We start from the raw sequence: 23496 nt of genomic DNA, 5'->3' as shown, positions 1-23496 counted from the left end.
CGGGTCTACACCGTCAGCGTAGGAGCTTCCCGGCGGCCAGGACGACGGCGTCCAGCAGGTGCTGCAGCTGCCCGGGCCGGTGGGCGTCGGGGCGGACCTGGTTGCCGTCGAATTCCGTGGCGTTGTTGAGCGACACCTGGTTGCGCAGCCCCCACAGGTGCAGCGCCGCGAGGATGGGCCGCCACGCCTCGACGGCGCGCACCCCGCCCTCGAAGCCGTAGGAGACGAACGCCACCGGCTTGAACGCCATCTCCATGCCCAGGTGGTCGACGCCGTTCTTGAAACCGCCCGGTACGCCGTGGTTGTACTCCGGGGTCAGCCACACGTAGCCGTCACAGGCGGCGAGCGCGTCGGCCCACGCCTGGACGTTGGCGTCGGGGTACTTGCCCGCGTAATCGAAGGGCTCCACCTCGTCGGTGAGCACCGGCAGGTCGTAGCCGGCCAGGTCGATGAGCACGAACTCGGCGTCGGTGCGCTCCGCGGTGAGGCCCATGATCCAGTCAGCGACAGATTTGCCCTTGCGGCCCTTGCGGACAGAGCCCAGAACGATGCCGATCAACATGTCAGTGCCTTTCGGGTGCGCGAGAACGGTGTTGGTATACCAGCGACTCTATCGCGGCCGAGCGGCCCAGACGGCTCAACTGTCGAGGAGAGCCTCCGCCAGCAGTTCGAAGCCGCGCACCTTCGCCGGCCAGCGGTCTGCGGCGTCGCCCTCGTAGGCGCCCTGGACGGGGTGCACCATGATCTCGTCCACGCCGAACTCCGCCGCGGTCTCGCGCAACTGGTGGGCGACCTCGTCGGGGTTGCCCACCGCCCACGTGTCGAGGGTGGGCTGGGCGGCGCGGCGCAGGTCGTCGGTCAGCAACCGCTTGACGTCGGCGCCGACGAACGGCGAAGGCGAGAGGCCGCCGCCGGTGGAGAACTTCGCCATCGTGTAGAGGTGGGGCTCGACGAGCTCCCAGGCCTCGTCGGCCGTCTCGGCCACGCAGACGTTGACGGTGACGAACGTCCGCGGTGCCTGGCCGTTGTCGGTGGGCTGGAACGAGCCGCGGTAGAGGTCGAGCGCCTGCCGGGTGCCCCGCCCGCTGAAGTGGTGCGCGAACACGTACGGCAGGCCGAGCGCAGCGGCGAGTTGCGCCGAGTAGTCGCTGGAGCCCAGCAGCCACACCTGCGGGGAGTGCTGGATGTCCGGGGCGGCGCGGAGCTGGTAGGTGCGGCCGTGGGGGAGCCGCACCTCGGCACCGTCGGGGCTGAGGAGAGTGAGGATGTCGGTGACGTTGCGGGGGAACTCGCGCACGGGATCGACGGGGCGGCCGTCGGCGTCGACGAAGTGGCCCCCGCCCAGCTGCCCGCGGATGGCGGCCGACGTGATGGGGTCCGTGCCCGGCGCGCGGCCGATGCCCAGGTCGATGCGGTCGCCGTACACGGCGGTCAGCAGGGAGAACTGCTCCGCCACCGCCAACGGGGCGTGATTGGGCAGCATGACGCCGCCGGAGCCGAGGCGGATCTGGTGCGTGTCCTGCCCCAGGTACATCAGTTCGACGGCGGGGGAGGTGGAGGCGACCGAATCTGTGTTGTGGTGCTCGGCCACCCAGTACCGGGTGAAGCCCAGCCTGTCCGCCGTCTCGGCCATCTCCCGGCTGGCCCGGAGGCTGTCCGCCGTCGTCTGGCCCGTACGAACGCTGATCAGGTCGAGTACCGAAAGCTGCATACCCCCCACCGTAGGGCCACCGTTCAAGCTTTGGCCTCGGTGGGGTCCTACCTCGGCGACGCCCGGCAGGCCACGCCCTCAGTGGGCGGCGGATTGCCAGACGGCCGCGGTGCGGGCGATCAGTTCCTCGAGCCGGTTGAAGTCAGGGGGCTCGGGTTCGTCTGGGCAGGGTGGTGCCTTGGTGGAGGTGACGAGTTCGTGCAGGAGGTGTCTTCGGTGTTGCCTGGGTCTGCGGGCGGGGTCGATGTGTCGGGGTGGGGTGAACCACGGCTTTCCGGTGTCCGGGTCGAGGTGGACCTGCCACTGCGACTCGGATGACTGTTGAGGGTCTGGTTCGACCAACCGGTGATGGTGCGGACACAAAAGCACCGCATTGCCTAGACAGCTGGTTCCGCCTGCCCACCAGGGGACGATGTGGTGCGCCTCACACGAGGCAGGTCTGGCGGTGCAGCCGGGGAATGCGCAGCCTCCGTCGCGGAGGGTGAGGGCGGTGCGGATCCCGGCGGGGAACAGGCGGTGTTTGCGTCCCACGTCCAGGGGTTGTGAGTCGGTGCCGAGCACGACGGGGATCAGGTCCGCGTCGCAGGCCAAATGTCTGGCGTCGGCGGCAGATAGTCCGCCGGGGCCGTGGCCGCCGAGGACGTCGACGCGTCCCAGCCCGGTGAGCAGGGTGTCGTAGTTGACGGTGATGTGGACCTGTGGCCGGTCTCCGCCGTGGGCGGGGAGCTTCCCGGTGGCGGCGGCGGTGTGGACCAGGATCATCAACGCGTCCGCGCGGCGGACGGCCGGATCCGAGGGTTCATCGGAGTCGCGGTAGGACGACGCCGGCGGCGTCACCGCGTCCAACTGGGCGGCGAGGAGTTCTACCTGGGCGGTGGGGAGCTTGCCGCTGAACCGCGACGACCCGTGATGATCCGGGGTGATGATCAGGAACCGGCTGCGGTGGGCGGCGCGGTCTTGCGCGTCGAGCCTCTTCTTGTCTTCGGCTTCGGCCCCGTCGGGGTCGATCACCCGGAACACGTGACTGGCCAGCTCCCGCAACTCGTCCGGGCCGAGGTTGTGAACCTTCGCCAGTACCGATTCCTGGCACTTCACCAACTCCGCACGTGTTACGGCGTTGGGGAGCTTTCGGAGCCCGGAGATGATCGCTTCGGCCTGCGCCAACGAGAGCTCCCCGTCGTTCAACGCGGACGCGATCAGCGGGAAGCGTTCCCCGAGATCCATGGCGAGCTTCAGTGATGCGGTGGCCTGCGCGGTGGTGGTGCGCACGGATTGGCGGACCTCTTCGACGACTCCGTCGGCGGCGGAGAGGCGGGCCTCATGGAGGAGGTGGAGTCGCAGACCGGCCAGTTGCGCCTCGGCCTCGGTGACGGTGTGCACCATGGTGGCCAACCGTTCTGCGGCCGGTGAATCAGTTAGGAGTGAGCCTGCGGCGTCCCAGAGCGCAGCGATGCCCTGCTGCATCAGTTCCCGCGCTTCGCTCATGTGAACTATTCTAAGGGAACACGCGATCTAAAACAAGGAAAACGCGTTGTCAAAGGCAACTTGTGCTAGCAGGTGCCCCTGACATTTCCGGCTCTTCACAATTGAGCTCTTCGCCATTGAGACTGGGACCGTGCCTGCCGGGTGAGTAGACGTGGGGAGCCTTGCCGCTGGGAGGATGTGAGTGTCTCAGTCTCTTCCCCCAACGAGCACGTCCCGCAGGGGTTGTCTGAAGCGCGTCCTTCAGGATCCCGGTAGCAGAATCAGCGGGATCGGCGGCGCGCCCCGCGTCGATGCCGCCCGGCCGGTGTCTCCACTGCCAACCCAAGCCCAGGCACAACGTTTTTGATAACGATTTCAAGATAGTCTTGAAAGCGTTATCAAACCTGTGCTTCACTAGTCGTGCACGTGAGGAAGTAGAGATCGCAAGGGAGAGATCGTGAAGGCAATCCGCTGGGGACACGACGCGCTGGTGCTCGAGATCGGCCATGGTGCCGACGAGCCGGTGGCGCTCCGCTCGGCGGAGGCCGGCGGTGCCCGGATGACGACGAGCGACCTCGTTCCGGTGGTGCAGGTCCTCACCTCGGACCACGGCCACGCCCTCGCGAGTTCCCGCCTCGGCATGTCGGAACTGGGGCAGGCGCTGCGGCTGACGGACTTCCACACCGACTCCGAATCGGGTCGCCACGAGCTCGAACTCGACATGTCCACCACCGGCCTCGATGTCGTCGCCACGCTCGAGTCCTTCGACGGCGTCGCCGCCTTTACCACCCGCACCACCGTAACCAACACCTCGGACGCGCCGGTCACGCTGCTCGCGGTCACGAGCTGGTCGGCGCCCCTGGGGAACCGCGATGATCGACCGGTCGGGAACACCGACTGGCGCCTGCACCGGGCCCGCAGTGACTGGCTGGCGGAGAACCGGTGGGACGACGTCGCGCTCGGCGAACTCTTCCCCCGCATCTCGCAGCACCTCACCGGGCATCGTCCGCGCGGGCAGGAGGCGTTGGTCTCCACCGGCACCTGGTCCTCCGGCGAGTGGACCCCGGTGGCGGCCGCGAGTTCAGCAGACCAAGGCGTCGCCTGGGTCTGGCAGGTTCTGCACAACGGTGCCTGGCGGATCGAGCTGGGGGAGGAGTACCGCGACTTCGAGGTGGCGGTCTCGGGCCCCAACCACATGGACCACGGCTGGAGCCGCACTCTGGCGCCGGGGGAGTCCTTCACCACGGTGCCGGCCGCGGTGGCGCTCGGTTCCGACGTGACGGCCGCCGTGGCCGCCGTCACCGAGCTGCGCCGTCGCACGCGCCGGCCGCACGCGGACAACGAGTCGCTGCCGGTCATCTTCAACGACTACATGAACACGCTCGACGGCGACCCGACGACCGCCAAACTCATCCCGCTCGTGGACGCCGCGGCCGCGGCCGGTGCGGAGATCTTCTGCATCGACGCCGGCTGGTACGACGACTCCGGCTTCTGGTGGGACTCCGTCGGGGCGTGGCAGCCGTCCACCACCCGTTTCCCCGGTGGCCTCGGGGAAGTGGTGGACCGGATCAGCGGGCACGGCATGGTGCCCGGGCTGTGGCTCGAGCCCGAGGTGATCGGCGTGCGCAGCCCCTTGGCCGACCAACTGCCCGACGAGGCGTTCCTGCAGCGCGGCGGCCAGCGGCTGATGGAGCAGGGTCGCTACCACCTGGACTTCCGGCACCCAGCAGCGGTCGCCCATGCCGATGCCGTGGTGGACCGCCTCGTCACGGACTTCGGCGTCGGCTACTTCAAGTTCGACTACAACATCAACCCGGGCCCCGGGACCGACCACGCGAGCTGCAGCGTCGGTGACGGCCTCCTCGAGCACAACCGCGCCCACCTGGCCTGGCTCGACTCAGTCCTGGACCGACACCCCGCGCTGGTCATCGAGAACTGCGGCTCCGGCGCCATGCGCGCCGACGGTGCGCTCCTGTCCCGGCTGCAGCTGCAGTCCACCTCGGACCAGCAGGACCCGCTGCTCTACCCGCCCATCACCGCCTCGGCGCCGATGAGCATGCTCCCCGAGCAGGCCGCCAGCTGGGCCTACCCGCAGCCGGGGATGTCGCCCGAGGAGGCGGCGTTCTGCCTCGTCACTGGGCTCCCGGGCCGCTTCTTCCTGTCCGGCTACCTCAACAACATGACCGAATCGGAGCTGGAACTGGTCCGCGAGGCCGTGGCGCTGACCAAGGAGATCCGGCACCACATCCGACGCTCCACACCGGTGTGGCCGCTCGGCCTGCCCCGGTGGGACGACCCGTGGGTGACCCTCGGCCTCGACGTCGACGACGCCACGCTGCTGTTCATCTGGCGACGCGCGGACGCGCCCGCCGCGGAACTGCGGCTGCCGCGGTTCGCGGGCCTCGACCCGCGGATCGAGACCGTGTTCCCCAAGAACCTCACGCCCTGGCAACTGGCGTGGAGCGAGGCGGACGGGGTGCTGCGCGTCGACGCGGATGCCGCCCCGGCCGCACGCATGATCCGGATCAGCCACAAGGGCGGATCCGACCCCCGAGAGCTCGCCTGAGGCGAGTCGACCAAAGGAGATTCCAATGAAGAAGTCCCTGGTACGGGCGGCTGCGGTCGCCCTGACAGCGGGAGTCGCGCTGACGGCTTGCAGTGACCCCGGGGTGCAGGACCCGCCCAGCTCCACTGAGGGCGGGGGCAGCTCCGCCGCCGAGTGGCCGGCCCAGGACGCCAGCCTCGACGGTGTCACCCTGACGATCTGGGCGGCACAGAACTCGAACAAGACCGCGGACCCGGTCATCGCCGGGTTCGAGGAGCTGACGGGTGCGACGGTCGAGGTCGTGACCATCCCCGATCCCTACGAGCAGGGCATCCAGACCAAGGTGGCCACCGGTGACAAGCCGGACCTCGCCTTCTGGCAGCCAACCGAGTCCCAGCTCAACGCACTCAACGCCACCAACAACCTCCTCCCGCTCGACGGTGCGCCCTGGCTCGACGCCATGGACCCGGCGCTGAAGGACCTGACCGGTTTCGTGGGCGACACCCGCTACGCCGCGCTGATCAGCACTCCGGCCGTGCAGGGCGTCTATTACAACAAGGAGGTGTTCGCCGAGGCGGGCATCACCGAGACCCCTGGCAACATCGATGAGATGATCGACCTCGCACGCACCCTCGACGCCGACGGCGTCACCCCGTTCCACGAGATGGCCGCCGACCGCTGGGGTACCCAGTGGTGGGTCCAGATCCAGCTCGCCAACGCTGCCAAGGACGGCCTGTGGGACCGGGTGAACGCGAACGAGGAGCAGTTCACCGACGAGACCATCATGGGCGCCATCAACAACTACAAAGGCTGGATCGACGAGGGCCTGTTCAACGACGACATCAAGACCGCCACGTTCGAGGACCAGGGCGACGCCCTGCTCGCCGGCGATGCGGCCATGGTCGTCCAGGTGAACTCCTTCTTCGGTCAGTTGCAGGCCAAGGCCGACACCGCCGAGCTCGACGAGAAGATCGGTTTCTTCCCGATCAGCCCCGAGGGCAACGTCGGCACCTCCATCCCGGACCAGTCCAACGCCGTCGTGGCGTTCAAGACCGATGACGCCACCCAGGAGGCGGCAGCGAAGCAGTTCCTCTCCTACTGGCTGGGTGACGGCTACGCGGACTTCGTGCAGGCTGCCAACACCATCTCGCTGCAGCCCGACGTCCCCAACCCCGACGGCGTCCCGCAGGCACTGCTGGACGTACACGCGTCGCTGGCCGACTCGGTGGGCTCCATGCAGTCCCTCGCCGTGGCCAACCCGGACCTGTACATCAACCTGGCTGACATGATCCAGGGCACCAAGACGCCCCAGCAGGTGGGTGAGGCGACGCAGCAGCAGTTCGCCGAACTCGCCAAGGCCCTCGGCGCCGAGGGATTCTGACACTCCCGGGTGGGCGGTGACCCCCGTACCGCCCACCCGGTCCTCCCGGAAGGAAACCCATGTCCACACTCTTCGCCGAGCGGACCCGCGCGGGACAGGCCGCCGGTCACGGGCGCCGCACGGACCACCCCGCGGTCTTCCTCGTGCCCGCGCTGGCGGTCCTCGTGGTGTTCTTCTTCGTGCCCACGCTGTTCAACTTCGTCTACAGCTTCACCGACTGGTCCGGCTTCAAGTCGGACATCAACTTCGCCGGGTTCGACAACTTCAGCTCCCTGCTCGGCAACGGTTCGCTCCTCAACGCGTTGAAGGTGACGCTCGTCTACGCGACGCTGGTGGCGGTCTTCCAGAACCTGTTCGGCCTGATGCTGGCGTTGCTGCTCGAGCGCGACACCTGGTTGAACCGCACCGCTAGGGTGCTGTTCTTCATCCCGGTGATCATGTCCGCCCTCGCGGTCGGCTACATCTTCCGGGCGATCCTGAAGCCCGACGGCGCACTCAACGGCATCCTGTCGGTCCTCACCGGCCTCGACGTGTCCGTCGCGTGGCTCGGCAGCACCACCTGGACCATCGTCGTGGCGGCTCTGGTGCACTCCTGGAAGTGGATGGGTCTGTCGATGCTCATCTACCTCGCGGGGCTGAAGACCATCAGCGAGGACGTCCTCGAGGCTGCACGCATCGACGGCTCCAGCTGGTGGCAGACCTTCGTCCAGATCCGGTTCCCGCTACTCGCCCCGGCTGTCACGTTCAACGTGGCCACGGCGCTGCTGGGTTCCATGAACGGCTTCGACGTGGTGCAGGCCCTCACCGAAGGTGGGCCCGGCGGCACCACCGAACTGCTCAACATCTTCATCTTCCGCACCTTCGGGCAGGGGCTGTTCGCCCAGGCGACGACGATGAGCCTCATCCTGTTCCTCACCGTCACGCTGATCGCCTTCCCCGTCGTGCGCTACCTCCGCAAGAGGGAGGAAGTCCTGTGACCGCCCACACTCCTACCAAGCCCTCGGTCGCCACCCGGCGCCGCATCAAGCCCGGACGGGTTGCGCACCAGTTGGCAGTTGTGGCCATCACGGCGCTCCTGCTCGGGGTCCCCTTCTGGCTGGTGGTGGTCACCGCAGGCAAGAACCAGGCAGAGGCGCTGAACCCGAACCTGGCGCTGCCCAGCCAGTGGCAGCTACTGGAGAACTTCGCGACCGTCTTCTCCGAGGGGCGGATGCTCGCGGGCTTCTTCGGCAGCCTGCTGATCATGGTGCCGGCGGTGGTGGGCGTGCTGATCCTCGGCTCGCTGGCCGCCTGGGTGCTGGCCCGTCGGGCTGAGCGGTGGATGGCGGTGCTGTACACGCTCGCCATCAGCGGCGTCGTGTTGCCGCCCGCCGTGGTGACCATTGTGCTGCTTCTGCGCCAGCTCGGCCTGGCGGGCACCGTGCCCGGGATGGTCGGCGTCTACATGGGCATGTACCTGTCCACGGCCATCTTCCTCATCACCGGATTCGTCAGGACCATCCCCGTGGAGCTGGAGGAGGCTGCCCGCGTCGACGGCGCCAAGCCGCTGCGGATCTTCTTCACCATCATCCTGCCGTTGCTGGTGCCGGTGCTCGCCACCACCACGATCATGCTGTGCCTCTACATCTGGAACGACGTGTTCTACGCGCTGTTCGTGATCGGCGGCCGCGTGGACACGCTGCCCCTCAACCTGTTCCAGGTGGCCAGCGCCGGCCTCTACCTCAACAACTGGCACCTGATCTTCGCGTTCATCATCCTGATGAGCCTGCCGCTGCTGATCACGTTCATCGTCGCCCAGCGGCGGATCGTTTCGGGCATCACGGGAGGTGCGGTGAAGTGATGGTCACCAGGACGTCCACGGCCTCGCTACGCTTCGGAGTCATGGAGACCAGTGCGGCGGCGAGCGGGCAGGATCCTGCCGTTGCCGCCCGCGTGCCGGCCACCATGAAGGACGTCGCCCTGTTGGCGGGTGTCTCGGTGCCGACGGTGTCCCGATTCCTCAGCGGCAGCGCCAATGTCCGCGCTGACAAGCGCGAACGCGTTGCCGCCGCCATCCAGGAGCTGGACTTCACGCCGAACGCCTCGGCGCGGGTGCTGGTTGGCGGCAAACCCAAGGTGATCGCCGCCGTCGTGGGCAACACCTCGCGCTACGGCTACGCGGAGACCATCCGTGGGCTCGAGGAGGCCGCCCGGGCCGACGGCTACGTCGTGACCTTCACCGTCATCGAGGAGGCCGACGAGGAGTCGCTGACTACCGGTATCTCGCTGGTGCTCTCGCAGGCCATCGCAGGTGTCGCCGTCCTCAAGTTCGACCCGCCCGGTGTGGCCGCCATCAAGCGTATTCCCGACTGGATGCCGGTGGTGGCGCTCTCGGGCGTGCGGGACACGTCGTACGCGCAGGCCGTGATCCGGGAGTCCGTGGCCGCACGGCACTTGGTCGAGCACCTCCTCGGACTCGGTCATGAGACGGTGCACCACGTCCGGATTCCACCGTCCCGGCGCGAGGACGGCCGTACCGCCGGGTGGCGGCGGGCGCTCAAGGACGCCGGGCGCGAAGTCCCCGAGCTCTTCGAGGCCAGTTGGGACCCGCAGTCGGGTCGCGGCGTCGGGCACGTCATCGCGGAGCGGGACGACGTCACCGCCGTGTTCTGTGGCAACGACGAGATCGCCATGGGCGTGATGGCCGGGCTGCGGGACAAGGGGCTCCGGGTGCCCGAGGACGTCAGCGTCGTGGGCTTCGACGACCACCCGCTGTCCTCGCTGTGGCACCCCGCGCTGACCACCGCGCGCCAGGAGTTCGCGGACATGGGACGCAGCGGCTGGGAGCTGCTGAAGAAGCAGATCCACGGCGCCAAGGAGCGCCCACTGGTCTCCACGACCCCCGACGTGATCATCCGCGAGAGCACCGCCCCGCCCCGCACCAACTAGTCTGATAACGCTTTCAAGAAACGGTTGACCTGACCCCGCTCGTCTCGTAGCGTGGGCTTGAAAACGTTATCAAGGTCGATCACGAACCGAGTCTCCCCATCGATCCACCCCGTCGCCGCGGTGGCGGCAATCAACTTTCGCCGGACAGAGAAGTTTCGACAGAGAGGTTTCCCATGCCATTTCCCACTGCTTCCAGCAGGGCCCGGGCCGCGGGCGTAGCGGCCCTCGGCCTGGCCCTGGTGGGTCCGCACCTCGTCCACGCGCCGATGGCGGTGGCGGAGGAGTCACCGGACCCCCTGCTCCTCTACACCTTCGACAGCGACACCGCCGCTGCCAGCATCGCCAACGAGGGCACCTTGGGCAGCGCGTTCGACGCCCGCGTCGTCGCAGCCGAGTCCCTGCCGCGCGGCACCGGCCCCACCGCCGAGCTCGGCGCCTCGGGCAAGTTCCCCGGCGGGGCGCAGAACACCTCGCAGGCGGGGAAGCCGTACCTGGAGATCCCCAAGGGCCTGTTCGACGGGATGGAGGCGATCACGGTCTCCACCTGGATCAACTGGAACGGCGCGAACGCCAACCAGCTGCCCTGGGCCTACATCGTCGGCAGCGACGCCCTGCCTGCCAACAACTGGGGTGTCTACTACCAGCCCAACGAGGGCGGCCAGTCCAAGGCGGTCGCGAACTCGGGCTCCGAGGTGAAGGCGGTGGCCAACGAGCCGCTGGCGTCGAACACGTGGGTGCACCTGACGAGCGTCGCGGACGGCGAGTCCCTGTTCTACTACATGAACGGCAGTCTGGTCTCCAAGGTGGCCGTGCCGCTCGACTTCACCAAGCTCGGCGAGCCGGACAGCACCCGCTCAGGCCTGATCGGCACCGTGCCGTGGGCGCCGCAGTGGGCCGCGCTCTTCGGCGGCGAGTTCGATGACTTCGCTGTCTACGGGGCCGCGCTGAACGCAGAGCAGGTCTCGACGCTGTTCACCGATTACGTGGGCGGCATCGCCTCCGTGGATGAGGCGGTCTTCGAGGTATCGACGCCGGCCTCCGTCAGCCCGCAGCTGCCCGTCACCGCGTCTGTGGTGACGGAATCCGGGTTCGCCACCGAGGCGCCGATCGCCTGGGACCAGGTGCCACCGTCGGAGCTCGCCACACCCGGCAACACCTTCGAGGTGCAGGGCTGGATCTCCGGCTGGGACGAGCCACTCGTCGCGCGCGTGAGCGTGGAGGCGCGGCCGCTGCAGGACGTCGTCGTCGACTTCTCCCAAGACACCGGCGCGTTCCGGGGTGGCGCCTCGGGCACGCTCTACGGCCTGGGGGACGAGCAGTCCCCGACGCGGGCGATCGTCAACGGCGCGGCCATGACCAACGTCTCCCAGAAGCCGCCGTACGGCACGCAGCACCCGGGCGGTGACGCGTTCAACATCGAGGAGACCTTCTTCGACAAGCACGGCCAAGACCTCTACGTCTACACCCAGGACTACTACCCGGACTGGCCCTACAACCGAGGCGAGCGGCCGGGCGACGACCGCAGCTACGTCCGCGGCGACGACGGCATCCTGACCGGCGAGTACGCCCCGGAGCCCAACGGCGCCTGGGACTACCTCGAGGTGCTCGAGATTGTCGTGGACGCCATCGCGCGCGAGGCGGAGAACCCGGAGAAGTACGTGTTCATCCCGTTCAACGAGGTGGACCTGCAGTGGCTGAACAGCGACTCCCTCTACGACCGCTACATGCACCAGGGTGGCCAGCCAGACAGCTACACCCCGAACGGAGAGACCGACTGGGAGGCGGCGTGGAACGTCATCACCGACACCTACGCCAAGCACGGGCTGGAGCGGCCGCGGATCGCCGGCCCGGGTGATGCGGCTTGGCGCGGCGAGGCCAACATCAAGGCCTTCCTGGACATGGCCATCGAGACAGACACCGTCCCGGACATCTACGTCTGGCACGAGCTGCGCGGCTACCAGTGGCTGCCCGTCCGCGCGGGCCTGTTCCGCCAGTACGCGCAGCAGCTGGGCCTCACCAGGGACGAGGTCCCCGAGGTCAACATCACCGAGTGGGGCGCCTCCAGCGACATGAGCTCGCCGGCCAACCTGCTTCGTTGGTTCGCCAGCTTCGAGGCAGCCAAGGTGGACGCCCAGACCGCGTACTGGACCGCCTCCGGCACGCTCTCGGACAACTACGCCAAGGTCAACGCCGGCAACGGCGGCTGGTGGCTGTTCAAGTGGTATGGCGACCTCACCGGGTCCGACACGGTCAAGGTGGTCACCGGTGAGCAAAACGCCATCGCGGCCATCGACGAGGACGCCCACAGGGCCCAGGTCATCGTCGGCGGCCTCGCGAACGGCAACGACGGCGGGCTGCGGCTCACCGGCCTGGCCGAAGACGTGTTCGGCACCGTCGTGGACTACGAGGTACGCGAGAACCTCGTCAGCGGCACCGACGGCATCGCTGCGGCCCCCCGCGTGGTGGCTGCCGGTAATGACGTCGCGATCGTCGACGGTGAACTGCAGCTGCGCATCCCGTCGCAGAACGACAGCAGCACCTACCAGGTCATCGTCACCCCCGCCGGCGACGTCGACCCGGAGGCCGCTCTGGAAGGGCAGGCCGAGCGCCACCTCCTGGAGGCCGAGCAGGCCTTCCTGACCGACGCCCAGGTCCGCACCCCCAGCGGGTATCGCGCGTCGAACAACCAGGACGTCGCGGGCTTCTCCGAGCTCGGTTCCCGCGCGGACTGGACGGTCGACGTCGAGCAGGCCGGCCGCTACCGGCTTCAGGTGCTGGGAGCTACGCCGGGTATCGTCGCGCGGCACGCGCTGTTCGTCGATGACGAGTTCGCCACCACCGTCACCTACGGCGCCAATGCGATCAAGCCCAGCAACGTCGCGACGGTGGCCCGGGGCAGCGCGGAGGTGTACGTGGATCTGGAGGCGGGTGAGCAGACGCTGAGCCTGCGCACCAGCCAGGACGGCGCCGCCCTCCTGCCCGGTGCAGGCGAGGCGGGGGGAGTGACCCTCGACCGATTCGAGCTCGTCCGCGTGGGCGAAACCGCCAACACCGAGGAACTGGCCTACCCGGCCAGCAACTTCCGGCTGTTCGACGGTGCCGCACTCGACGACGGCCACGCCACGCTGGCGGCCGGGCAGCGCGCGGACGCCTACCTGTCCAACCACGAGTCCGGCTACTACGACCTGACCGCGGAGTGGCACGGCAGCGCCGGCGCCGAGCTGGAGCTGCGGGTGAACGGGCGAACCGCCGCCGTGTTCACCGACGGCGCAGACCCCACCGTGACCGTCCACCTGCCCGAGGGCGTCACCGAGGTGGAGCTGTTCGCCGACGGCGAGGCGCGGGTTGCGTCGCTCAGCACGGTGAGGAACGTGTCCGCGGACGCCAAGATCGTCCGGATCGAGGCCGAGGACCTCGACGTGGTGGAACTTGGCGGCGCTGCCCGGACCTCTGGGTTCGACTCGGCGCTGACAACCGGCAGCGGTGACGGGTTCGTCAAGGGCCTCGGCATCACCGACGCCAACCCGGGCAACGAGGGCACGTTCACGATTCCGCGGCTCGCGGGCTTCGCAGAGGCGGGCGAGTACGACGTCGTCATCGGCTACTCCAACGACGACATCGAGGGCACGCACGACTACAACCCGCAGGTGGTCGACCTCGGCCTGCAGGCGTCGGAGGACGGCCAGGAGGGGCTGGCGGGGCGCACCACGTTCCGCTACACCTACAGCGAGCTCAACTTCTGGGAGGCGGTCATGCCGCTGTCGCTGACCACCGACGACGGTGCCATCACCTTCGGCAACACCCGCTCAACGCTGTTCATCGACGAGGGTGCCGAGTGGGGCACGCACGACGACGTGATCCTGGACGGCTATGCCATCGCGCCCGACGTCGACTGGATCGCCGTCGCGCCGTTCGTCATCGGCGTTGCGCCGACGCCGGTTCCCACCGAGGAGCCGTCGGAGGAGCCGTCGGAGGAGCCCAGCGAGGAGCCGTCGGAGGAGCCCAGCGAGGAGCCGACGGTGGATCCGTCGCCGCAGCCCACGGCGACGGTGACGGTTACGCGCCCGGCACAGTCAGGCGACCTCTACTCCACGCCCGGATTCCACAGTGTCAACGGAAGGTGGTGGCACACGCAGTGCGAGCCGTACTCGCAGACCATTCGTTGCCGCACCGACATCTGGGCTACCACCGTCACCATCGACGGCGGGCGTTTCGTCCAGACCAACCGCTGGGTGTTCAACAACCTCACCTACCTTCCGCACATGACGCGCGCCCAGTGGGCGAGCAATCCGCTGGGGAAGGCTGGCGAGTGGACGGCCGCTGACGGGCGCCGCTGGAAGACGGAGTGCGACACCCCACAGACCGGCCGGAACGCCTGCAGGTCCTGGGCGCGTGCCAGCCTGGTGGCCGGCACCCAGGGCGCGGATGGTGTCTGGTCCTACCGCGTGACGGAGGACTGGGTGTTCAACAACATCACGCGGTTCAGGATCTCCTGAGCAACTGGCCCGCCGCCTCCCTCCCGAGGCGGCGGGCCACCTCGTCTGTTGAGCGGCTCGGCCGCCCCCCGATGGTTGCGCAGGTGGCCCCGCGACCGTCTCAGTCCAGGTGGCGGAAGCCGGCGTCCTTGAGGTCTTCGGCCAGGTGGTTGACCAGGAGTTCCGAATCATCCGTCAGCCCGCTTCGGTAGGCCGAGCGCGACACCATGCTCGCCGAGACGGGAGCCGTCAGGAGTTGCAGCGCAATGATCAGCAGGCACAATCCCAGGGCCCACCAGGTGCGGAGGCTGAGCGCGATGCCGACGGAGACGAAGATCAGCCCCAGCACCTGCGGCTTGGTGATGGCGTGCATCCTTCCCAGCAGGTCAGGGAACCGTACGAGGGCCACGGCGGCGCCGAAGCACAGGATGGCCCCCACCAGGATGGCCAGCGCGCTGATGAAGTCGAAGACGGTGTCCATCACACCCGCTCCTTCCGCTGCCGGTTGTAGCGGTGCCGCTGCAGCATCCGGTCCGACACCATGCGGGCCACCGACACGGCGCTGGTGAAGCCCAGCATCGACAGCAGGACGAGCACCATCAGCTCCGTGGACATGTCCGTCCACACCACCCACAGCCCGAGCGAGGCCACCATCACGGCGACGATGAGGTCTGCCGCAACGGAGCGGTCGAGCTGGGAAGGGCCCGCCGCGATCCGGTTGACGCCGATGAACGCCGCCACGGTCAGCAGCACGGCCGCGACCGACAGGATGATGTTGGTGGCCAGGATCATGGTTCGACCTCCAGGTCGAGGGCGTCGGGGGCCGGGTGGTGGTGCAGCGCGGCGTTGAAGTCCTCTATCTCGCGGCGGGAACCAAAGGCGCGCACCACCCGCGACTCCACGCCGACGGCCATCTTCTGCACCCGCCCGATGGGGTCGTCGCCGTGCAACTGGATGGCGTGCAGGTAGAGGCGGCGCGGGTTGCGCACCACTTCGACGACGACGGTGCCGGGCACCAGTGAGATCATCTCGGCCACCTGCACCTGGTAGAGGTCGTTGTCGGTGATGAGGTCGATCCGCACGATGCCCGCGCGCAGGTCGACCTTCCGGTGGAACGCGAGCAGGAACACGCGGATGGACGACACGGCCAGGTCGTAGACCAGGTGCCCTATCAACCGCAGGATGCCCACCGGCCGGAGGTGACCCTTCCAGAACACGGGGGGGAGCGGGAGCACGATGCCCACCACGTAGCCCAGCAGGAGCCCTGACACGATGACCATGGGGGAGACGCTGCCCCAGAGCAGCACCCAGACGGTGGCCATGGACAGCACCGACAGGGGCCGGAACGTGAGCCGCTCGGCCCAGGGGACACGGGATCTGGCGATCATCGCAGACCTCCCGGCAGCACTGCCTGCACGTAGGACCCGTCACGCAGCGCCGCAGCGGCAGCGTGCGCGTACTCGTAGAGCGGGCCGGCGAACACTGTGAGGGCCAGGCCGAACAGGATCAGCCCGATGGTGGCGCCCACCTGCAGCGGGGGCATGGGGCGGGTGTCCTCATCCGCGATCTCATCAGGATCGAGGTCGTGGGCCGCGGCCTCTGCCCGGCGCTGCTCTGCGGGGGTGACCCCCCAGAACGCGCGGTTCCAGACCTTGGCCATCGCCATCAACGTCAACAGGCTGGTCAGCACGCCGCCGGCGAGCACGGTCCAGGCCAGCGGGGTGCCCACCTCGGCGGCCGCCTGGAGCAGGCCGAGCTTGCCGATGAAGCCCGACAGCGGGGGGATGCCACCCAGGTTCATGGCCGGGATGAAGAACAGCGCCGCCAGCAGCGGGGCGACCTTCAGCAGGCCGCCCAGCCCGTCGAGCGACGACGTGCCGCCGCGCCGCTCGATCAGCCCCGTCACGAGGAACAGCGTGGCCTGGATGGTGATGTGGTGCGCGGTGTAGAAGATGGTGGCGGCCAGGCCCGCGTCGGTGCCCAGCGCGATGCCGAAGATCATGTAGCCGATGTGGCTGATCAGCGTGAAGGACAGCATTCGCTTGATCTCCACCTGGGCGATGGCGCCGAGGATGCCCAGCACCATGGTCAGCAGGGACGCCACGAGCAGCACGTTGTAGACGGTGTCCGCCGGGAACAGCAGGGTCTCTGTGCGGATGATGGCGTAGACGCCCACTTTGGTCAGCAACCCGGCGAACACCGCGGTGACGGGGGCCGGCGCCGTCGGATAGGAATCCGGTAGCCACGACGACAGCGGGAAGACCGCCGCCTTGATGGCGAACGTCACGATCAGCAGCACCTCGAGCAGCAGCTGGACCGGCTCCGTGAGGTCGCGCAGCCGGACGGCGAGGTGGGCCATGTTGACGGTGCCCGTGGCGGCGTAGATGGCCGCGATCGAGATCAGGAACAGCGACGAGCTGAGCAGCGACACCACGACGTAGGTGGTGCCCGCCCGGATCCGGTCCGACGTGCCACCCAGCGTCAGCAGTACGTAGGACGCGAACAGCAGCATCTCGAAGCCGACGAACAGGTTGAACAGGTCACCCGCGAGGAACGCGTTCGAGACTCCGGCCATCAGCAGCAGGAAGGTGGGGTGGAAGATCGAGACGGGGGTCTCGCGCTTGACCTCGTCCCTGTCCTGGCCGGTGGCGAACAGGAGGACGCCCAGGGCGATGACGGAGGCGACGAACAGCATGAGCGCGCTCAGCCGGTCCACCACCAGCGAGATGCCGAGGGGTTCGGCCCAGGCGCCCAGCCAGAGGGCCATGGGGCCGTTGGCGTGGGTGAGCCACATGAACAGGGCACCCAGGGCGACGATGCCGCTCAGGCTGAGGATCGACACCAGGCGCTGGAGCCCTGGGCGACGGGGGAGGGCCAGCGCGATGGCGGCGCCGCCGATGGCGAGCAGCACCGGCAGGGGGAGGAGGTTGTGGAGCATCATTCGCTGACCACGTCCGCGCCGGTGTCGGAGAAGGTGGTGTCCTCGTAGGACTCAGAGGTGACATCGTCGAGCGCGAGTTGCCGGATGCGTGCATCCTCGACGTCGTCGGCCACCTCGTCGTGCCCGTGCAGCTGGAAGCTGCGGTAGGCGAGCGTCAGCACGAACGCCGCCACCGCCATGGTGATGACGATCGCTGTGAGCACCATCGCCTGGGGCAACGGGTCCGAGACGCCCTCCGCGCCGGAGTCGCCGAGGCCGATGATCGGCGCCAACGCGGGCTTGCCGGCCGCCACCAGGAACATCAGGTTCACGCCGTTGCTGGCCACCATGACGCCCAGCAGGATGCGGGTGAGGGAGCGCTCGAGCAGCAGGTACACGCCTGCCGCGACGAGGGCGCCGGCCGTGATGGCCAGGACGAGGTTGGCTGTCATCGGCGCTCTCCGTAACCGGGGATGGCCTTGGTGGAATCCGGGATGGGCATGGGGGCGATCTCCTCGGAGGCGTGCTGGTCGATGCCGGAACCGAGGCTGCGGGCCACGTCGAGCAGCATGCCGACCACGACGAGGTACACGCCGATGTCGAAGACCGTCGAGGACACGAGGTGGAGCTCGCCGAGCAGGGGGATGGTGAGGTGGGCGTCGTAGCTCTGCAGGATGTTGCCGCCGAAGAACACGGGGGTGATGGCGGCCAGCAGGGCGAGGATGAGCCCGCCGCCCAGCAGGCGTCCGGCGTCGAACGGGGCGGCCTCGTCCAGTTCGTGGCGGCCGGCGGCGAGGTAGCGCGTCATCAGCGCCATCCCCGCCACCAGACCGCCGGCGAAGCCGCCGCCTGGCCAGTTGTGGCCCGCGAGCAGCAGGTAGACCGACACCACGATCATCACGCCGAACAGCATCCGCGTGATGACCTCGAACACCAGCGAGCGCACCATCGGCGACAGCGTCTGGCCGGCGCGCAGCCACACGCCCGGAGAGCTGTCCGCCTGCGGCTCGTCCTCGCGTGATTCGAAGGCCTGGGCCGTCGAGGTGATCCCCACCACGCGGGAGCGGAGGAAGATCAGGGACGCGACGCCGGTGGCGGCGATGACGAGCACGGAGATCTCGCCGAGCGTGTCCCAGGCGCGGATGTCGACGAGCGCGACGTTGACGATGTTCTTGCCGTAGCCGAACTCGTAGGCGGCCTCGTACCAGGCTTTCGACACTGGCTCCGCCACGCGGGCGCCCACGGCGACCAGCGAGATGAGCGTCACCGTGATGCCCACGGCCAGCGCGATCAGCACGCGCCACCAGCGCGTCGAGCTCAACGGGCGGTTGGTGAAGTAGCGCGGCAGCTTGCGCACGACGAGCACGAACACCACCACCGTGACGGTCTCGACGAGGACCTGGGTGAGCGCCAGGTCCGGCGCCCCGCCCATGGCGAAGAGCAGCGCCAGACCATAGCCGGTGACGCCGACGAGCAGGACGGCGCGGATGCGCCCTCGGGAGGCGGCGGCCAACGCCGCGGCGGTCACCATCACGGCCGCGACGAGGAGCTGTGGCCAGCTGTCGAAGAGCCGGTAGGTGGGCCAGATGCGGATGCGCAGCATGGCGTAGGTGGAGAGCGCGACCATCACCAGCAGGATGGTGCCGAGGTAGATCGACAGCGAGCCGCGCTGGGTGCGTGCAGTGACCTCGACGGAGATCCGGTCCAGCCCGTGCATCGAGCGGTGGAAGATCTCCTCCGACGTGGTGGTCGTCGGGAACGTGCCCTGGATGTCGGCGATCCGCTCGCGGAAGACGAAGAGAAGCACGCCGGCAGCCACCGCGATCGCGGACATGCCGAGCGGCCACGTGACGCCGTGCCACAGCGCGAGGCCGTGGCCGGGCTGCCCGTGCCCGACCTGGGCGGCGTAGGGGGTGAGGATGTCGGTGAGCTGGGGGCCGAGGAACCCCAGCACCAGGCTGAGCGCGCCCAGGAACATCGGCACGCCGGCCATGCCGAGGGCCGGACGGTGCCAGCTGAGCGCCGGGGCGCCGTCCTTGGAGGCGAAGGCGCCCCACCAGAAACGCAGCGAATAGGCCACGGTGATGGCGGAGCCGAACACCAGCGCGACGGCGAGCGCCGCCGCGGCCAGGGGTGTGACCGCCTGGATGTCGCCGACGACGAGGTAGACGATCGACTCGAACGCCGCCTCCTTCGTGAGGAAGCCCACCAACGGCGGCATACCAGCCATGGAGAGCGCCGCGAGGCCCGCGAGGACCGCCAGCCAGGGCACCCGGTACCCCACACCGCTGAGCTCGCGGATGTCGCGGGTGCCGGCGGAGTGGTCGATGAGGCCGACGCACAGGAACAGCGTGGACTTGAACAGCGCGTGCGCGATCACGGTGCCGATGGCCGCCAGCGCGGCGGCCTCCGTGCCGATGCCCGCCAGCAGCACCATGAAGCCCAACTGGGAGACGGTGCCGTAGGCCAGCAGGAGCTTGAGGTCTGTTTGGCGCAGCGCGCGCCAGCCACCCATGATCATCGTGAGGGTACCCAGCAGCATCACGGCCGGCCGCCAGAACGGTACTGTCGCGAACGCGGGGGCCAGCACGGCGACGAGGTAGACGCCGGCCTTCACCATGGCCGCGGCGTGCAGGTAGGCGGAGATGGGCGTGGGCGCCGCCATCGCACCCGGCAGCCAGAAGTGGAACGGCACGAGCGCCGACTTCGACAGGGCACCCACCAGCATCAGGAGCGCGCCCGCCGTGGCGAGGACCCCCGTCGGCGGGTTGGCGACGATCTGCTCGAGCGAGAACGTGCCGGAGGCGCTCCAGAGGGCGATGATGCCGATCAGCATGGCCAGACCGCCCGTGGTGGTGACGACCAGCGCGGTGTGCGCGGCGCCGCGGTTGGCGCGGCGGGTGGGGTCGTGGCCGATCAGCAGGTAGGAGAAGACCGTGGTCAGTTCCCAGAAGACGTACAGCACCACGAGGTTGTCCGCGGTGACCAGCCCCAGCATCGTGCCGGCGAAGAGCGTGAGCACCGCGGCGGACCGGCCGCTGGTGAGGCCCTCGAAGTACCAGCGGGAGTAGATCAGGACACCTACACCGATCCAGGTGACGATCATCGCCAGGACCCACTGGAGCAGGCCCAGGCGCAGCGTGAGATCGATGTCGAGCGCCGGGATCCAGCCGTAGGCCTCGACGTAGGGGCGGCCCGCCAGGATCAGCGGCGCCTTGGAGACCAACCAGATGCCTGCGGCCAACGGGGCGAGCGCCAGGATGAAGTAGGCACGGGCTCCCATCCGCTTCACGATCAGGGGCGTGAGGGCGCCCAGAATCGCATGGACGGCGATCAGGGCATAGAGCACGCCAGAGCTCCCCTCGGGTTTGGGTTCTTGGTGGCGGGGTCAGCTTATCGGGTGTGGCAAAGGGCTCTCAAAGTTCGGCGATGCCGGTTGTCGTGTCTGGGGTCGTGCTGATATTGTTTTCTCAGAAAACAAATCCAATGGAGGAGAGTCCCGTGTCTGATCTTCGTTATTCCTTCGGTCTCTGGACGGTGGCCTGGCGTGGCACCGATCCCTTCGGCAGCGACACGCGGCCTGAGTTCGACCCCTGGTACTACACCGACAAGCTCGCCGAGCTCGGCGCCTGGGGTGTGACCTTCCACGACAACGACGTCTACCCGTTCGATGCCGACGACGCCACCGTCGCCAAGCGGCTGGCCAAGTTCAAGGAGGCGTGTGACGCTTCCGGCCTGACCATCGAGATGGTCACCACCAACACCTTCAGCCACCCCATGTTCAAGGACGGCGGCCTGACCTCGAACGACCGCTCCGTGCGTCGCTACGGGCTGCGCAAGATCCTGCACGCCGTCGACATCGCCGCCGACATGGGTGCCAGCACGTTCGTCATGTGGGGCGGGCGTGAGGGCGCCGAGTACGACAGCTCCAAGGACTACCACGCGGCACACGCGCGCTACGCCGAGGGCCTCGACACCGTCGCCGGCTACATCAAGGAGCAGGGCTACGGGTTGCGCATCGGCCTGGAGCCCAAGCCCAACGAGCCGCGCGGCGACATCCTCCTGCCCACCATCGGGCACGCGCTGGGCCTGATCAACACGCTCGAGCACGGCGACATCGTGGGCCTGAACCCGGAGGTCGGCCACGAGCAGATGGCCAACCTCAACTACACCCAGGGCCTCGGGCTGGCGCTGTACTGCGACAAGCTCTTCCACATCGACCTCAACGGCCAGCGGGGCCTGAAGTACGACCAGGACCTCGTGTTCGGTCACGGCGACCTCATGAGCGCCTTCTTCACCGTCGACCTCATCGTCAACGGCTTCCCTGCCAGCCCCGACGCGCCGCGCTACGACGGCCCGATCCACTTCGACTACAAGCCGAGCCGCACCGAGGGCGTCGAGGGCATCTGGGATTCCGCGAAGGCCAACATGGAGGCCTTCACGATGCTCGCGGACCGCGCCAAGGCCTTCCGCGCCGATCCCGAGGTGCAGGAACTGATGAAGAAGGCCTCCATCTTCGAGCTCGCGGAGCCCACCCTCGCCGAGGGCGAGACCATCGCGGACCTGCGCAAGGCCGAGATGCCGGATCCCGCCGAGAAGGGCGCCCGCGAGTATCATTTCGTCGAGCTTCAGCAGGCAGCGCTGCGGCACCTGCTCAAGGGCTAGGAGACCGACGATGGCATTGGTGGCAGGCGTCGACACCTCGACACAGTCGTGCAAGGTGCTCATCGTCGATGCCGACTCCGGCGCAGTGGTGCGCCGGGGCCAGGCGTCGCACCCCGACAGGACCGCCGTCGACCCGGAACACTGGTGGAACGCGTTCCAGCAGGCTGCCGAGCAGGCCGGCGGGCTCGACGACGTCGAGGCGCTGAGCGTCGGCGGCCAGCAGCACGGCATGGTGGCGCTGGACGCCGACGGCCGCGTGATCCGCGATGCGCTGCTCTGGAACGACACCCGCTCAGCGGGGGCCGCCGCAGACCTGCGCGCGGAGTTCGACGGCTGGGCGGAGGCCGTCGGTCACCTGCCCCTGGCGTCGTTCACGCAGACGAAGCTTCGCTGGCTGGCGGACGAGGAGCCTGACAACGCGGCGCGGGTCGCCGCCGTCGCGCTCCCGCACGACTGGCTGACGTGGCGCATCCGTGGCGCACGCTCGCTCGACGACCTGGTCACGGACCGCTCTGACGCCTCGGGCACGGGCTACTTCGACTCCGTCGCCAATGAGTACCGCCGCGACCTGTTGTCGCTGGCGCTGCGCCGCGACGCCGCGAACGTGGTGCTGCCCCGCGTGCTGCGTCCCGACGAGGGGGTCGAGGGGCCCGGGTTCCTCATCGGGCCCGGCGCCGGCGACAACGCGGCGGCCGCTCTGGGGCTGGGCCTCGCGCCCGGCCAGACGTCGCTGTCGATCGGCACCTCGGGCGTGGTCGCTGCGGTCTCCGGCACCCCGGTGGCCGACGCCACCGGAACCGTGAACGGGTTCGCCGACGCCACGGGCGCCTGGCTGCCACTCACCGCCACCCTCAACGCGGCCCGCATCCTCGACAGCGCCCGCTCCGTGCTCGGCATCGATTTCGACGAGCTGGCCAGGCTGGCACTCTCGGCCGCGCCCGGCGCCGGTGGGCTGACGCTCGTGCCGTGGTTCGAGGGGGAACGCACGCCCAATCTGCCCGACGCCACGGCGTCGCTGGTGGGCATGACGCTGGCCAACTTCACGCCGTCGAACCTCGCCCGCGCCGCCGTCGAGGGCCTGCTGGGCCTGCTCGGCGGGGGTCTTGATGCGGTGCGAGCGCTCGGTGTCGCCGTTGAGCGCGTGTCGCTGATCGGTGGCGGCGCCAAGTCTGAGGCCGTGCGGCGGATCGCCCCAGAGGTGCTCGGGGTGCCCGTGGACGTGCCGCCGGCCGGCGAGTACGTGGCGCTGGGCGCGGCGCGTCAGGCCGCGTGGGTGCTGACCGGAACGCTCCCCACCTGGGAGCTGGCCGGCTCCGAGACCTACGAGGCCGCGTCGAAGCCGGAGATCATGGAGCGCTACCGCGCAGAGGCCGAGCGGCTGGCTGTCGCCAACGGCTGGAAGTAACC

The 23496-nt window shown here is 68.8% G+C and carries 17 protein-coding genes; 8 read left to right on the top strand and 9 right to left on the bottom strand.

The features are described from left to right. Positions 1–13 precede the first annotated feature (13 nt). The 3 genes from C3E87_RS07985 to C3E87_RS07975 all read right to left on the bottom strand — a co-directional run bounded on the left by C3E87_RS07985 (position 14) and on the right by C3E87_RS07975 (position 3196). Positions 14–562 (bottom strand): NADPH-dependent FMN reductase, encoded by a 549-nt coding sequence (locus C3E87_RS07985; protein ID WP_076061417.1) that lies wholly within the window; start codon positions 560–562, stop codon positions 14–16. Positions 563–637: 75 nt separating this feature from the next. Then, positions 638–1711 (bottom strand): LLM class flavin-dependent oxidoreductase, encoded by a 1074-nt coding sequence (locus tag C3E87_RS07980; protein WP_076061414.1) that lies wholly within the window; start codon positions 1709–1711, stop codon positions 638–640. A 78-nt stretch (positions 1712–1789) separates the two neighbouring features. Beyond that, positions 1790–3196, bottom strand: a complete 1407-nt coding sequence (locus tag C3E87_RS07975; protein WP_076061412.1) for an HNH endonuclease signature motif containing protein — start codon at positions 3194–3196, stop codon at positions 1790–1792. Positions 3197–3632: 436 nt separating this feature from the next. On the opposite strand from C3E87_RS07975, the gene C3E87_RS07970 reads away from it, so the two are divergent. From C3E87_RS07970 to C3E87_RS07945, 6 genes are all read left to right on the top strand, one after another. Then, positions 3633–5741 carry a glycoside hydrolase family 36 protein gene (locus C3E87_RS07970; RefSeq protein ID WP_143570943.1) on the top strand — a complete coding sequence of 703 codons (2109 nt, stop codon included), beginning with the start codon at positions 3633–3635 and terminating at the stop codon, positions 5739–5741. A gap of 25 nt (positions 5742–5766) precedes the next feature. Further along, positions 5767–7101 (top strand): ABC transporter substrate-binding protein, encoded by a 1335-nt coding sequence (locus C3E87_RS07965; RefSeq protein ID WP_076061406.1) that lies wholly within the window; start codon positions 5767–5769, stop codon positions 7099–7101. A 59-nt stretch (positions 7102–7160) separates the two neighbouring features. After that, entirely contained in the window at positions 7161–8078 is a 918-nt protein-coding gene (locus C3E87_RS07960) for a carbohydrate ABC transporter permease (RefSeq protein WP_198928248.1), read from the top strand. After that, the gene (locus C3E87_RS07955) at positions 8075–8941 is read left to right on the top strand and encodes a carbohydrate ABC transporter permease (RefSeq protein WP_076061404.1); all 867 of its coding nucleotides are present in this window, start codon (positions 8075–8077) and stop codon (positions 8939–8941) included. The genes C3E87_RS07960 and C3E87_RS07955 overlap by 4 nt, the downstream gene beginning before the upstream one ends. Positions 8942–8982: 41 nt before the next feature. After that, complete coding sequence (locus tag C3E87_RS07950) at positions 8983–10029, top strand: LacI family DNA-binding transcriptional regulator (protein WP_076061582.1); 1047 nt, start codon at positions 8983–8985, stop codon at positions 10027–10029. A 173-nt stretch (positions 10030–10202) separates the two neighbouring features. After that, positions 10203–14525 carry a LamG-like jellyroll fold domain-containing protein gene (locus tag C3E87_RS07945; protein ID WP_083665495.1) on the top strand — a complete coding sequence of 1441 codons (4323 nt, stop codon included), beginning with the start codon at positions 10203–10205 and terminating at the stop codon, positions 14523–14525. A 100-nt stretch (positions 14526–14625) separates the two neighbouring features. On the opposite strand, the gene mnhG is transcribed toward C3E87_RS07945, so the two are convergent. The 6 genes from mnhG to C3E87_RS07915 are packed head-to-tail and all read right to left on the bottom strand — an operon-like array spanning position 14626 to position 20773. Next, on the bottom strand, positions 14626–14985 hold the full coding sequence (gene mnhG, locus C3E87_RS07940) for a monovalent cation/H(+) antiporter subunit G (RefSeq protein WP_076061399.1): 360 nt from the start codon (positions 14983–14985) through the stop codon (positions 14626–14628). Further along, positions 14985–15296 carry a monovalent cation/H+ antiporter complex subunit F gene (locus C3E87_RS07935; RefSeq protein ID WP_076061396.1) on the bottom strand — a complete coding sequence of 104 codons (312 nt, stop codon included), beginning with the start codon at positions 15294–15296 and terminating at the stop codon, positions 14985–14987. Before C3E87_RS07935 ends, mnhG begins: the two co-directional genes overlap by 1 nt. Further along, on the bottom strand, positions 15293–15892 hold the full coding sequence (locus C3E87_RS07930) for a Na+/H+ antiporter subunit E (RefSeq protein ID WP_076061394.1): 600 nt from the start codon (positions 15890–15892) through the stop codon (positions 15293–15295). The genes C3E87_RS07935 and C3E87_RS07930 overlap by 4 nt, the downstream gene beginning before the upstream one ends. Further along, positions 15889–17445, bottom strand: a complete 1557-nt coding sequence (locus tag C3E87_RS07925; RefSeq protein WP_076061392.1) for a Na+/H+ antiporter subunit D — start codon at positions 17443–17445, stop codon at positions 15889–15891. Before C3E87_RS07925 ends, C3E87_RS07930 begins: the two co-directional genes overlap by 4 nt. Continuing rightward, positions 17442–17876, bottom strand: a complete 435-nt coding sequence (locus C3E87_RS07920; protein WP_076061390.1) for a Na(+)/H(+) antiporter subunit C — start codon at positions 17874–17876, stop codon at positions 17442–17444. The genes C3E87_RS07925 and C3E87_RS07920 overlap by 4 nt, the downstream gene beginning before the upstream one ends. Beyond that, complete coding sequence (locus C3E87_RS07915) at positions 17873–20773, bottom strand: Na+/H+ antiporter subunit A (protein ID WP_076061388.1); 2901 nt, start codon at positions 20771–20773, stop codon at positions 17873–17875. Before C3E87_RS07915 ends, C3E87_RS07920 begins: the two co-directional genes overlap by 4 nt. A gap of 152 nt (positions 20774–20925) precedes the next feature. On the opposite strand from C3E87_RS07915, the gene xylA reads away from it, so the two are divergent. Both xylA and xylB read left to right on the top strand, forming a co-directional pair. Further along, the gene (xylA, locus tag C3E87_RS07910) at positions 20926–22089 is read left to right on the top strand and encodes a xylose isomerase (RefSeq protein ID WP_233120763.1); all 1164 of its coding nucleotides are present in this window, start codon (positions 20926–20928) and stop codon (positions 22087–22089) included. A 10-nt stretch (positions 22090–22099) separates the two neighbouring features. After that, on the top strand, positions 22100–23494 hold the full coding sequence (gene xylB, locus C3E87_RS07905) for a xylulokinase (RefSeq protein WP_076061383.1): 1395 nt from the start codon (positions 22100–22102) through the stop codon (positions 23492–23494). Positions 23495–23496: the final 2 nt, after the last annotated feature.

Source organism: Tessaracoccus sp. ZS01 (genome assembly GCF_022342445.1).
In the GTDB taxonomy this organism is placed as follows: Bacteria; Actinomycetota; Actinomycetes; order Propionibacteriales; family Propionibacteriaceae; genus Arachnia.
Note: the sequence above shows the minus strand (reverse complement) of the source record. Positions and strands in the feature narration are given on the sequence as shown.